Origin of the sequence: Rhizobium sp. J15 (assembly GCF_002531825.1) — a bacterium.
In the GTDB taxonomy this organism is placed as follows: domain Bacteria; phylum Pseudomonadota; class Alphaproteobacteria; order Rhizobiales; family Rhizobiaceae; genus Rhizobium.
The window spans coordinates 106,210-118,616 of the sequence record NZ_NWSX01000006.1 but is presented as its reverse complement, the minus strand read 5'-3'; the positions used below and the strand labels follow the sequence as shown (position 1 = coordinate 118,616).

Here is a 12,407-nt window from a genome sequence, read left to right as displayed (position 1 = left end):
CGCCCGCAAGGAAACGCCCGTGTCCGCTCTCCACAACATCCTCGACAGGTCTTACGACGCCTTCCTCTTCGATATGGATGGAACGCTCCTGAATTCCATTGCCGTCGTCGAGCGCGTCTGGAGCGAATGGGCAAGACGCCATGGTTTCGAGCCGGAGGTCTTCCTGAAGACGATCCACGGCATCCGCGCCTCCGACGTCATCCGCGGGCTCGGTCTGCCCGATGTCGATCCCGCCCATGAAGCGGATCTGCTGCTTGCCGAGGAGATGGAGGATGTCGCCGGCATCGTCGAAATCCCCGGCGCCATCCGCTTCCTCGGCGCCATCGCCGATGGCAAATGGGCGATCGTCACCTCGGCTCCGATCGAACTCGCCAGGCGCCGCATGGCAGCTGCCGGCATTCCGATGCCGAAGGTCATCGTCAGCGGCGGGGAGGTCAAGTCGGGCAAACCCAGCCCCGAGGGATATCTGCTCGGCGCAAGCCGCCTCGGCGTCGATCCGTCGAAATGCCTGGTCTTCGAAGATGCGGTTGCCGGCATTCTCGCCGGCGAAGCCGCAGGCGCTGACGTCGCCGTCATCACCGAAACCCACGCGACGCCCTTCGCAACGCCGCATTTTTCGATCGCCAACTACCAGGCCTTCCAGCCTCGCCAGACCGCCGAAGGCCGGCTGATGCTGGCCGCGATCTGACCATCGTCGCTAAGTCCCTCCTTTTTCTGCGAGACAGGCTTTTTCCGCTTGCATTGCACGCGCTGAAAAACTAAACGAAGCAAGCCGTTTCGGCAGGTCGGGGCGTAGCGCAGCCCGGTAGCGCACTTGACTGGGGGTCAAGGGGTCGCTGGTTCAAGTCCAGTCGCCCCGACCATTTAAAATAAATAACGCGACGAAATACTCCCCCAGAGTGCAGTCGCAAACAAATCCGGTAGTTCTTTTTGGGACTCCTCTAGTTTGAGGATGGGATATTTGTTGTCTTTTGTTAAGGCTATACCCGCTTCTTGCCTGAACAACCCAGTTCTGGACTGAAAAAGAGCTGAAACCTCTTCGCATTCTCGCGAATAGGTGTAGATTAACATTATCCCAGTCCCAGATAGCCCAGTGCGAGCGCATGGCGGATATGAAGCAGAATCTAACTTGCAGGCAGGCCCTCGCCAGCGCGTTTCAGGCTCTGTCGGACGAGGCCGTCAAAGCCGGCTGGCCGGAGGGCGAAGTGGCGCTCGCGCTTGCGGAACTCGCCGAGGAGCGGGTGGTCGAGATCACCGCCAAGGTGATCATGGAAGGCTCCATTCATCCTCAATTCGCCGCCAGTGGCCGCAGCAGCTAAAGCATGTAGTGCAGAAGTGATCTCATAGCAGCAATCCGGCCCTCTTCGCCGCCGTGACGAAGGAAGCCTGTGCCGCGCGTGGGCTGCGCAGTCCATCCAGCGCGTCCAGGCAGTGCTGGAGAGCCGCGCGATAATCGCGCCCGCGCTTGGCCGGCCATCGTTTCAAGTATTCGACGGCATCCCAGGCGGTGGAAACGATCAGGCTGCTGTTTGGAGAAAGGACCCGGACGGGGGAGGGAAAGCGCTTTTCGCTCACGTCTGCACTCACTGATTCCTACTTTAAAACCTCGCGGTAACGCACGGGACAAAATATCGTTCCGCCGAAATTTGCGTAGTTGCTAAAGTTCGGACCCTCGCGCATAATGATGATATTGTCGGTTGCGGAGGGCGTCCGGCGATGCAAGCGTCAGATGCGTTTGCCCTCGGAGGGAACTGTGACGTGATGTTGCGATCGTCAATTCACCCCCATGATTTGCCGCTTTTTTCGGAAGACCTCGATCTCCTCTCACAGGTGCTCGACAAGGTCTGCGATGAACGCGGTCTCAACAGGACGACGCCCGAGGCCGAGCGGATCGGCGCGGTGATCATTCAGCTCTATAGGCAGGGCGTGAGGGACGGCGGTAAACTCGCCGACCTCGCCAAGACCTATCTTTGATCGTTCGGTTCCGTCAGTCGTCGTTGGCGGCGTTGAGGTTTTCCGGCCGGATGCCGTCATCGCTCAAGGTGCGCGCACGCAACCGGATGCCGGGGCCGCCTTCGTCTTGATTGCCGCTGGACAGGAAGATGATGCCTTGCGCCTCGAGCGTTGCGCGCAGATCGAGCAACGCATGCGGCTCCCCCATCCATTCGCCTTTTTCCAGCGCCGCAACGGTCTCAGGCGTGAGACCGCTTGCGGCGGCGAGCTCTTCGAGGCTCATCCCGATCATGGCGCGTGCGCCGCGTATCTGCGTTGCCGTTATCATGACGGAAAATCTAGCGCATCGAACACAGTTCTCAAGTGGCGCGCCGGCCTCTCTTCAACTGCCGGCGCATTCTTCAGATTTCCCTGAATTTTACGCCAAACAGATCGTCATGCATGCGCTCGACCGCGATCCCCACGCCTCCGATGAGGGAGGCTCGGTTCCCGAAGCGGCTGATCTCGATGCGTGGCGGGTAGGGCGTGCAGCGCGGCAGGAAACGCCGAATGGCGTCTGCCAATTCCGGTCTGGCGCCGATGCTGCCGCCGACGATCACCATCTCGGGATCGAGAGTCGCTCCGATGGCGGCTATGGCGACCGCCACCAGTCTGGCCGTCTCTTCGATCGCGGCCACGGCGCTTGTTTCTCCTGCGTTGAACGCGGCGAAGAGATCGGCGACGGTGGAGGCGTTGCGTCCGCCGAACCCGGTGTAGCGGCGCAGCATCGCGACACTGCCGACCGCGCTCTCAAAAGTGCCGAGCGTAAAGCCGCCGGGATCGAAAGCATCTCCGCCGATCGGAAGATAGGCGATTTCGCCGGCCGCGCCGCGCGCGCCGCGCATCAGAGCGCCGTTGGCGATGATGCCCATGCCGACGCCCGTTCCGAGAGCAATGAAAGCAAAATTGCCGGTTTCGACACCATGTCCCCGCCAGCGCTCCCCTTGCGCGGCCAGGTTGACGTCATTTTCGACGATGACAGGTATGCCCATTCTGTCGCTGAAGACCTGCTTCAGATTTATGGCATCGATGCCGGGGATGTTCGGCGCCACGTTGATGTGTCCGGTGGCCGGATCGAGCACGCCGGGGCTGCCCAGAACCACGAGGCGGAGTTTGTCGGCGGTCGTCCCGGCCGCAACCGCAAGCTCGACGATGAGATCGCTGAACTGATTGACGAGGTGCATTCCGCCGCGCGGGTCGGTCGGCACCTTGGTTTCGGCAACGACGTTACCGAGCAGATCGCAAACAGCCGCGGCGATCTTGGTGCCCCCAAGATCGATGGAGACGGCCAGGCCTGCCCTGGCATTGATTTCGTAGGTGATGGCGTTCCGGCCCGGACGGCCGTCTGTTTGCCCGACGGGTTTCAGCCACCCGTCATTTTCGAGATCGCGGACGACATCGGAGATCGTCTGTTTTGACAGGCCGGTCAACTTGGCGATATCGGCGCGGGAGATTGACCCGTTCGCCAGAACGGTTCGGATCACTGCGTTCGTGGAAATTTTTCGTGCGATGGGAGTCTCAGCGACAGGAGATGTCTTTGCCATCCGGATAGCCCGTTCCAATTAGTTCGGAGCGCATACTTAATGAGGGCCATATTGGGTTGCAATTATCGCGACAACCCAGACTTTGGTACACTGTCTCCAACAATTTGTCTATGTCCTTGACAAATGTGGGTCGGCCTGTAGGCTGGAATGAACGTGCGATGATATGCACGGCGTAGAGGGTCAAGGAAAACTATGAGCCATACGTATCGTCCGGTTAGCCGCGCTCCCGTCGAGATCGCCCGAAGAGGACTATCTGGCCGCTTCCTCTTTCACGTCCTGATATCTCCTTGATTTGCCTGCCGGGGATCTGCTCATGATAAAGCCCTCGACCGATGGACAGCTTTCTTCCGATGACGCCGTTCTGCTGCCGGTCATGGCGCCACGTCTTCAGGCGGACGTTCATCCGGAGGGATATGCCGATCTTGCTTTGTGGGGCGCCGGCAGCCTGGGGCGGGTGAGATTTTCTCAAATCGGCGGCCCTTTTACCTATGCGCCGAACCGCATCCTGTCGAAACATGGCGGCGTATTCGTTGCGCAGTCGCTCCCGGTGATGCTGATCCGGGCGCGCCTTCACGGCATATATCCGGCGCGTCGTTGTGCCTGGTGGCACGAGCCGGACCGGGAAGGCGCTCGGGCAAGCGTCACGCGCGATGGTGACCGACAGACCTTCGAAATGGGCTGGGGTGTGCTCATCGTGGAGGTTTCCGCCTCCGATCTGCGGATTGCCGTCGGCGCCTCGCGAGACGAAGCCGAGAAGGCTCTGGGCCTTGCCGGTGAAGCCATCATCGCGGAAGCCGCGGAATACGTGGCGCGCTGCGATATGGTGCCGCAAGCCGACCCGCTGATGCGCAGCATGGTCAGCCAGGGAGTACACGCCGCCCTTTCCAGCATAAGGCGAGACGAAAACGGCGCCTTTGCCGGTCTCGCCGCTGGGCAGGCCTATAGCGCTCCGGCGCGGACCTATTACCGCGACGGCTATTGGACGATGCAGCCTCTGCTGACGCTTGCGCCGGAGGCGGTGCGCGACGAGATCCGGCTGCTCGCCAAGGGGGTGCAGCCGGACGGAGAGGCTCCGAGCGGCGTGATCTTGACGGGGCCGGCGCAATCAGAGGCCTGGCAGCGCTTTGTCGCCGACAGCAAGGCCAATCCCAAAATTCACAAAAGGGCAGTGCCGGAGTACCACAACCGTCCGCAGGACTGGTGGAGCGATCACTTCGACAGCCCGCTTTTCTTCATTCTCTTTCTGAACGACTATTTCGACGCGACCAAAGACGCGGCAGAGGTGGAGCGGCATTGGCCCGTCGTTAAGGCAATCATGGATCGCTATCTCAATCTGGCCGGGCCGGACAGCGTTCTGCCGCTGAAACCGCGCAACGACCGTGACTGGGCCGACAACGTTTATCGGGAGGGCCTCGTCTCCTACGATCTAGGCCTTTTCGTCGGCGCCATGGAGGCGGTGGAGAGGCTCGGCGTGGGCCACGATCCGGCTCTTGCCGAACGCGCAGGCAAGACCGCCGATTTTGCCCGCCAGGAAATCGAGGACAAGCTCTTCGTGCCGGCAACGGACGGATATATAGACTATGGAACGCCCGGCGCCTTCGTCGAGGATCATCTGGCGCTCGACAGCCTGACCCTGTCGCGGTTTGGCGCGATCTCCAGGCAGAAGGCCGTCGGCCTGCTCAACGCTTTTGAAAGCAAGCTGGAAACGCGCAACAACCAGGCGCAGCCCTATGGCAGTTGGGGTGTCATGTGCGTCTATCCTCCGTTCAAGCGGCCGAGGGATCTGCGATCCAAGACGGCATTTCCCTACCGCTACCACAACGGCTCGGACTGGCCCTATTGGGATGGCGCCTATGCCGAAGAACGCCTTCGCCATGGACTTGGAGGCGCACGCTATGCCTTGACGCGCTGGTGGAAAACCTGCCTCGACAATGGCTGGATCGGAGCGGTGGAATATTTCTCCCCGCCCTATGGGCGCGGTTCGCTGCTTCAGGGCTGGAGCGCCATGCCGGCCGCGGTCGTCCTGAAATACGGGTTGGACGCGGCCAATGCGGAGCCGGTGTCATGAACATTCCGGCGCCGTCAGCTTTGGCCAGATCTCCCATCGATCCGCATGGCAAAGGCTACGGCGTCATCCTGTTCGAGCTCGGAGAACCCGAGATGGCGGTAGAATCCCCTGGCGGCTTCGTTCTTGGGATCGACACCGAGATGCACGGCCTTGACCCCGTGCTGCCTGAGCGCCTCGAGCTCGGCGTTGATCATCCTGCGTCCCCAGCCGCTGGCCTGACGTCCGGGCAGGATGTTGATGTGGAGATGCGCGGGGTATTCGTCCTGAAGCCACGGCGTTCCGCTGCGCGGATTGTGAATCCGCTCGATCACGTCGGCGTCGCGCGGACGGGCGGGCGCCAGACCGGCGATCTGCTGGCGCACGAGCGGCCACCAGTTTGTCTCCAGGTCTCTGTCGAACCGACCGGTATCCGGCACGCCGACGACATAGCCGACCGTATGGCCGTCCTGAACCAGGACGAAAGCAAAGTCCTTGGCGAATTTGAGATAGGGCACCGACCAGATGTAGCCCGGCAGATGCGGGTCGCTGTAAAGCGCGCTGGCATCCTTGCCGCCGTCCGCGGTTTTCAGGCAGATTTCGAAAAGCGCCTCGCTGTCCGCGTCTGTCGCCGGGCGGATGAAACAGTTGCTGTCCATCACTTTGCCACCTCCTGCGTGGCGCTTCGTCATTTCTGGTTGCGAGGGAGGCTCATGCATTGACGATTACCTCAGATTCGCCGGCCCGGCAAAGCTCTGGGGGAAGAAAACGTTCGGCCGCTGCTTGGCGCGAGGCCTGAACGGGGAGTGGAGAATAAACCAAATAAGGTGGAACCCATGAAAAGAAGAGCGAAATCGATCAACATACTGTCGGCATGCCAATTGAGAGCAGCCGTCGCGCTTGCCGGCGCGGCGCTTGTAAGTTTCAGCCTTTCCGCCGCGCGCGCGGCCGATCTGCCTGTATGGGACGACCAGACCTATGAAGGTCAGAGCGCGGTCATCGAGCAGCTGAACAAGGACTTTGAAGCTGCCCATCCCGGCGTCACGATCAAACGCACCGCCCGCACCTTCGATGACATGAAGCTGACGCTGAAGCTCGCTGTTTCCGCAGGCGACGGCCCCGTCGTCACCAAGGTCAACCAGGGCGCAGGCGACATGGGCGCGATGGTCAAGGAAGGCCTGCTCCTGCCGGTTGACGACTACATCAAGAAATACAGCTGGGATAAGCGGCAGTCGGACTCCGTGCTTGCCCGAGACCGCTGGGAGGATGGAAAATTCGGGGTCGGCAAGACCTACGGCATATCGGGCCTCGGCGAGATCGTCGGCCTCTACTACAACAAGAAGATCCTCGCCGACGCGGGCGTCGAGGTGCCGAAAACCTTCGAGGAGCTCTTGGCCGGGCTTGATAAGCTGAAGGAAAAAGGCGTTGCGCCCTTCATGATGGGCTCCGCCAAGCAGCATCTGGCGCTCCATATGATCGGCGCCATCGAGCAGGCGCATATCGATGCGAGCAATCGCGCCGAACTTGACGATCTGATCTACGGCAGGGGCGGTTCCTGGAATACCAAGGGGAATATCGAATCCGCCAAGCTCGTGCAGCAATGGGCACAGGGCGGTTATTTCTTCCCCGGTTTCGAAGGCATCTCGGGTGACGACGCCGTTCAGCTGTTCATATCAGGGCAGGGCGCGTTCCTGATTTCCGGCACCTGGTATTTTGGGGACATGCAACACAACCCGGATATTGCCTTCATGGCCATTCCTGCACCGAAAGGCGTTTCCAAGCCCTTGAGTGTCGGCGGCGTGGACCTTGCCTGGGCGATAACGAGCCTTGCCAAGGAAAAGGCAACCCAGGACCTCGCCGGCGAATATATCGACTACATGGTTTCGGAGAAGGCTGCCGAAACCTGGGCCAATGCCGGCTATCTTCCTGCAACATCGCTGGCGGCGGACGCAAAGCCGAAGCTTACCCCGCTGCTCACCAGCGGTATCGAGATGTGGAAGACGCTCAATGCCAACGACGCTCTCGGCCATTATCCCGATTGGTCGAGCCCGACGATGCTGAAGACGATAGACGACAATACGCCGCTTCTGCTGTCCGGCAATATTACGCCTGAAGCCTTCGTCGATGCCATGGACAAGGATTACCAGGCCTATCTGAAGGACAAGAAGTAAGAGTGGGCACACTGGCCACGGCCGCTTGCCATGCGGCCGTGGCTGCTTCTGAGATCAACGGGCGCGGCAATCTCGGCTTGCGGCGCGACGACCATAGCTTTGGCTTGACGGAGTAATGGATGAAACGCTCCAAACTCGACGGTTCCCAACATACCAATTTGATCTACCTGCTGCCCGGGCTGCTGCTCTACGGAGCTTTCGTCTTCGGGCCGATCATTGCCGCCTTGGGTTTGAGCCTGACCAGCTGGGACGGCGTGAGCATGCCGAGATGGGTTGGCCTCAGCAATTATTTCGATCTGTTTTCCGACAGTCGCTTTTATATTGCCCTACGCAACAACGCCCAGCTGATGATTTTCTATTGTGTCTTGCCGCTCGTGCTCGGCATCACGCTTGCCGCTTGCGTCTGGAATCTGAAACAGCGCGAACAGCTCGCCCTGCGGACGTTCCTGTTCCTGCCCTACATCATGCCGACGGCCGTTTTGGGCATCATTTGGGCATGGCTCTACAATCCCGCATTCGGCCCGTTCAATCAGTTTCTGAGGGCAGTGGGATTGGGCATGTTCGCACTGCCCTGGCTCGGAGATTTCAATTTCGCGCTTTCGGCGGTCGGGATCGTCGCGACATGGTATTTCTTTGGCTTCTGCATGGTCATCTTCCTGACCGGAATTCAGCGCATCGACCCGTCCCTTTTCGACGCGGCCAAGGTCGATGGCGCTTCGGCGCGCAAAACCTTCTTCTGGGTAACGCTGCCGCTTCTCCTGCCTGAGATCAGGGTGGTGCTGCTCTTGACCGTCATTGCGTCGATCAAGAGCTTCGACCTGATTTTCACGATGACCCGCGGCGGGCCTGCGAACGCGACACTCGTGCCGAATATCTACATGTATCAGCTCGGTTTCGAGCTCAATCGCTTCGGCGCGGCGGCGGCCATCGCCATCGTCGGCGCGGCACTCACATTCATTATCAACTATGTAATTCACCGGTTCGTGGGCTCACAAAGCAGAGGGGTGGCTTGATGAGCCGTTCGTCCAACATCCCCGCCGCTACGCTATCCCTGCGCATTCTCCTCTGGCTTCTCGCTTTCGTAACGATCACGCCATTCCTGCTTCTGCTTCTGACCTCGATCAAGAGCAAGGCCGACGTGCTGAAGGGTGCCTTCGCCCTGCCGGCATATCCGCATTTCGAAAATTACCTCGATGCCTGGAATGCCGGGCATTTCAATATCTACTTCTGGAATTCGATCATCGTCGTCATACCGGTCGTCGCCGCCAGCGTTTTCCTGGGTCTGCTGACGGGCTTCGCCTTCGCGTTCCTGTCCTTCCCGCTCCGACGCACGCTGTTCGCGATCCTGACGATCGGCATGATGGTGCCGGCGGAAGCCTTCATCATCCCGCTTTATTATGAGATGCGCTACCTCGGCTGGATCAATACCTATGCGGCGGTGATCGTGCCGCAGATCGCCATGTCGATCCCGTTCTCGACGATCTTCCTCGCGAGCGCGATGCAGCAATTGCCGGAAGAAATCCTGGAAGCGGCGGTCCTCGACGGCGCCGGACGCTTCTATATTCTTCGCAAGATCGTCGTACCCCTCATGGTGCCGGCAATGTCGACACTGGCGCTGTTCCTGTTCATATGGACCTGGAACGAGTTTCTCATTCCCTTCATTCTGGTCAATGACGATGCCTATCGGACGCTGCCTCTCGGCATGCTGTTTTTCCAGGGACGCTACACGGTCAATACGCCGGTGCTGACCGCCGGTGCCGTGATCGTCATCGCTCCGCTGATCGTGACCTATCTCATCTTCCAGCGGCGGTTTATCGCCGGCTTGACGGCAGGGGCGACGAAATAGGCAGACCTCACGCCGCTGCCACGGAGCTTCGGCGCCTGTGCCGCGCTTCCAGCGCGACACAGCCCCAGACCGTGCCGAAGAGCAGGTAGACGTGCCGCCAATGATCGATGTCGATGACGTTGCCGATCGCCGCGTGGCCGAGCACAGAAATCCAGGCGATCATCAGGAAGGGTTGCCAGGGCCGGTCAAGCAGCAGGTTGCGAAAGCCGATGGCGAGCGTCCAGATCAGCATGCCGACATAGCTGATGAAGCCGAGCCAGCCATAGCTGGTCAGCGATTTCAGCCAGATATTGTGCTCGTCCTCGGGAAACATGGTGCCGAACACCAGCGGCCCGATGCCGAGCGGGCGCTCCATCATCATGGTGAAGCCGATCCTGTGGCGCTCGAAGCGGCCGAGATGCTCACCGTCATATTGCTGCACCAGCTGCGCACGGGCCGAAAACAGTTCTGCGACCTTCGGGATCTGCAGCGCCACGAGCAGCGACGCGATCAGCATGATGATCGCCGCCAGCGACAGGATCAGGACTCTCAGGCGAAAGGCGCCGCTGCGCTCCTTCAGCAGCATGATGAAGATCAGCAGCAGCACGCCGAGGGCAAAGAGGCCCCAGGCGGCGCGGGAAAAGGACAGGAAGATACCGAGCGCAATCACCAGCAGGGCTGCGGCCTTCAATGGCGACTTCTTCAGGTCGCCGACGAGGATGCCGTGGATGAGGTGGAGCGACGGCGGCACCAGAAAAGGGCCGAAAACATTCGGATCCTGGAAGGCGCCTTTGGCGCGGTCGTAGAGCGTGAAGACCTCGGAGCCGGGAAACGCGTGGAAATAGCCGAGCACGCCGAGCGCCGAAGTGGCGACGGCGGCGAAGGCCCAGGCGTTGAAGATCAGCGGCAGCCGCTTGTGGCTGTCCTCGATGATCGCCGCGTAGAAGACCGCCGTCAGCGCCAGGAAGGTCGAGACGGCGATATACATCGGCCCCGTCGCCAGGTCCTTCATCTGCGTCAGCGACAGCATGCCGCCGATATTGAAGGTGAGGAGCAGGGCAAGCAGCGGCGCCACGCTGCGCGAGATCTTCAGGCCGAGGATGAACCAGAGGCCGATCAGCCCCGCCATCCAGAGTTCATAGGGGGCGGGCTCGTCGATGACGAAGCCGGACAGAAAGACGCCGAAGGCGACGAAGGCCGAGCCGATCAAGCGCAGCGTCATCCGCTGCGGCTGGGCGACACGCGAATATGTCGCCTCGATCGCGCTCAATAGGCATTTTCCGTGTTGAGCAGCCGGATCGGCGTCAGGAACAGGATCTTGAGATCGAACCAGAGCGACCAGTTCTCGATATAGTAGAGATCGTAGGCCGTGCGGAACTTGATCTTCTCGTCATTGTCCACTTCGCCGCGCCAGCCGTTGATCTGCGCCCAGCCGGTCACACCAGGCTTGACGCGGTGGCGGGCGAAATAGCCTTCGACGACATCGGCGAAGGCGCGGTCACGTGCCTGGGCAAGAACCGCATGCGGACGCGGGCCGACGAGGGAAAGCTCGCCGCGCAGCACGTTGAAAAGCTGCGGCAGTTCGTCGATCGAAGTCTTGCGGATGAAGCGGCCGACACGGGTGACGCGCGGATCGCCCTTGGTCACCGCGGCCTTGCCTGTGGGGTCGGCCATGTTGGTATACATCGAGCGGAACTTGAAGACGTTGATGACTTCATTGTTGAAGCCGTGACGCTTCTGCATGAAGAAAACAGGACCTTCGGACGTCGCCTTGATGGCGATCGCGGTTGCGACCATCAGCGGCCAGAGCAATGCAAGCGCAATCAGCGTGAAGAAGATGTCGAAGCCGCGCTTGGCAACGGAATCCCAGTCGCGGATCGGCTTCTTGAAGATGTCGAGCATCGGCACCGAGCCGACATGCGAATAGGCGCGCGGCCGGAAACGCAGCCGGTTGGCATGCGCAGCCAGGCGGATATCCACCGGCAGCACCCAGAGCTTCTTCAAGAGGTCGAAGATGCGCGCCTCGGCCGACAGCGGCAAAGCGATGATCAGCATGTCGATGCGCGTCAGCCGCACGAATTCGACGAGTTCGGCCACGGTGCCGAGCTTCGGATAGCCGGCGACCATGATCGGCGAGCGCTTCTCGCCGCGGTCGTCGAAGATGCCGCAGATGCGGATGTCGTTGTCGGCCTGTTGTTCGAGAATGCGGATCAGCTCCTTGGCCGGTTCGCCACCGCCGACGATGACGGCGCGCCGCTCCATGATGCCGTTGCGGGCCCAGTTGCGGATGCCGTAGGAGACGAGGAATCGCTCGGCCGCGAGGAAGAGCGCGCCCGCCACGAACCAGGGGATATAGGCATCGACCATCGCCCATGTCGTCCCGCGGACCAGTGCGAAAAAGCCGGCGGTCAAGACAAGCGCGATCGTCCATGAGGCGAGGATGCGCGGCATCAGCCTGAGCTTGGCCCGAAGCGCGGGAATGGTGTAGGTGTCGGCAAGCTGTAGACCGACGACCGTCAGGGCCGAAGCGATCGCCGCCATGCCGGCGCGCACCAGCGGAGTATCGCTGCCATCGCCGGGCCAGAAATAGTGGGCGATCAGGGCGATGGCGAAGAGCGCCAGGAATTCCAGGAGCCGCAACTGCCCGATGATGATCACGGGCGATTGCGGGCCGTCGCGGAACTGTTCGGCGATCTGCCGGGCATAGGGATTGATCTCGATCGGCCCGGAAGATTTCTCCTCGGCCGCATCGCCGCGCGCCTCGACGTCGGAAACCTGCCTGCGCAGTGCTTCTATGTCGAACTGATCGCCTTTTTCCAGTTTGTTCATGG

Annotated in this window: 13 protein-coding genes and 1 tRNA gene; 8 read left to right on the top strand and 6 right to left on the bottom strand. The window is 60.9% G+C overall.

Annotated elements, in window-relative coordinates; all coding sequences use genetic code 11:
- Positions 1-19: 19 nt before the first annotated feature.
- The 3 genes from CO670_RS07035 to CO670_RS07025 all read left to right on the top strand — a co-directional run bounded on the left by CO670_RS07035 (position 20) and on the right by CO670_RS07025 (position 1,319).
- Positions 20-688 carry an HAD family hydrolase gene (locus CO670_RS07035; protein ID WP_097589589.1) on the top strand — a complete coding sequence of 223 codons (669 nt, stop codon included), beginning with the start codon at positions 20-22 and terminating at the stop codon, positions 686-688.
- Between the two features lie 98 nt (positions 689-786).
- A tRNA-Pro gene (locus CO670_RS07030) sits at positions 787-863 on the top strand.
- Between the two features lie 240 nt (positions 864-1,103).
- Positions 1,104-1,319, top strand: a complete 216-nt coding sequence (locus CO670_RS07025) for a hypothetical protein (protein ID WP_097589588.1) — start codon at positions 1,104-1,106, stop codon at positions 1,317-1,319.
- 22 nt (positions 1,320-1,341) lie between these two features.
- Here CO670_RS07025 and CO670_RS07020 read toward each other — a convergent pair whose 3' ends face one another.
- Entirely contained in the window at positions 1,342-1,575 is a 234-nt protein-coding gene (locus CO670_RS07020) for a DUF982 domain-containing protein (protein WP_097589587.1), read from the bottom strand.
- A 186-nt stretch (positions 1,576-1,761) separates the two neighbouring features.
- Here CO670_RS07020 and CO670_RS07015 point away from each other — a divergent pair, with 186 nt between their 5' ends.
- Complete coding sequence (locus tag CO670_RS07015) at positions 1,762-1,974, top strand: hypothetical protein (protein WP_097589586.1); 213 nt, start codon at positions 1,762-1,764, stop codon at positions 1,972-1,974.
- A gap of 13 nt (positions 1,975-1,987) precedes the next feature.
- Here CO670_RS07015 and CO670_RS07010 read toward each other — a convergent pair whose 3' ends face one another.
- Both CO670_RS07010 and CO670_RS07005 read right to left on the bottom strand, forming a co-directional pair.
- Positions 1,988-2,281, bottom strand: coding sequence for a helix-turn-helix domain-containing protein (locus CO670_RS07010; RefSeq protein ID WP_097589585.1), 294 nt, complete (start codon positions 2,279-2,281; stop codon positions 1,988-1,990).
- A gap of 73 nt (positions 2,282-2,354) precedes the next feature.
- A complete protein-coding gene (locus tag CO670_RS07005; RefSeq protein WP_097589584.1) occupies positions 2,355-3,536 on the bottom strand; it encodes an ROK family transcriptional regulator in 1,182 nt (393 codons plus the stop codon).
- A 313-nt stretch (positions 3,537-3,849) separates the two neighbouring features.
- On the opposite strand from CO670_RS07005, the gene CO670_RS07000 reads away from it, so the two are divergent.
- The gene (locus CO670_RS07000; RefSeq protein ID WP_097589724.1) at positions 3,850-5,604 is read left to right on the top strand and encodes a glycogen debranching protein; all 1,755 of its coding nucleotides are present in this window, start codon (positions 3,850-3,852) and stop codon (positions 5,602-5,604) included.
- 14 nt (positions 5,605-5,618) lie between these two features.
- On the opposite strand, the gene CO670_RS06995 is transcribed toward CO670_RS07000, so the two are convergent.
- On the bottom strand, positions 5,619-6,239 hold the full coding sequence (locus CO670_RS06995; RefSeq protein ID WP_097589583.1) for a GNAT family N-acetyltransferase: 621 nt from the start codon (positions 6,237-6,239) through the stop codon (positions 5,619-5,621).
- 177 nt (positions 6,240-6,416) lie between these two features.
- On the opposite strand from CO670_RS06995, the gene CO670_RS06990 reads away from it, so the two are divergent.
- The 3 genes from CO670_RS06990 to CO670_RS06980 all read left to right on the top strand — a co-directional run bounded on the left by CO670_RS06990 (position 6,417) and on the right by CO670_RS06980 (position 9,597).
- Positions 6,417-7,751 (top strand): extracellular solute-binding protein, encoded by a 1,335-nt coding sequence (locus tag CO670_RS06990; protein WP_088687932.1) that lies wholly within the window; start codon positions 6,417-6,419, stop codon positions 7,749-7,751.
- A gap of 119 nt (positions 7,752-7,870) precedes the next feature.
- On the top strand, positions 7,871-8,764 hold the full coding sequence (locus tag CO670_RS06985) for a sugar ABC transporter permease (protein WP_097589582.1): 894 nt from the start codon (positions 7,871-7,873) through the stop codon (positions 8,762-8,764).
- On the top strand, positions 8,764-9,597 hold the full coding sequence (locus tag CO670_RS06980) for a carbohydrate ABC transporter permease (RefSeq protein ID WP_097589581.1): 834 nt from the start codon (positions 8,764-8,766) through the stop codon (positions 9,595-9,597). Before CO670_RS06985 ends, CO670_RS06980 begins: the two co-directional genes overlap by 1 nt.
- Positions 9,598-9,604: 7 nt before the next feature.
- On the opposite strand, the gene CO670_RS06975 is transcribed toward CO670_RS06980, so the two are convergent.
- The gene (locus tag CO670_RS06975) at positions 9,605-10,846 is read right to left on the bottom strand and encodes an O-antigen ligase family protein (protein WP_097589580.1); all 1,242 of its coding nucleotides are present in this window, start codon (positions 10,844-10,846) and stop codon (positions 9,605-9,607) included.
- Positions 10,843-12,405, bottom strand: coding sequence for an undecaprenyl-phosphate glucose phosphotransferase (locus tag CO670_RS06970; protein ID WP_097589579.1), 1,563 nt, complete (start codon positions 12,403-12,405; stop codon positions 10,843-10,845). Before CO670_RS06970 ends, CO670_RS06975 begins: the two co-directional genes overlap by 4 nt.
- Positions 12,406-12,407 lie beyond the last annotated feature (2 nt).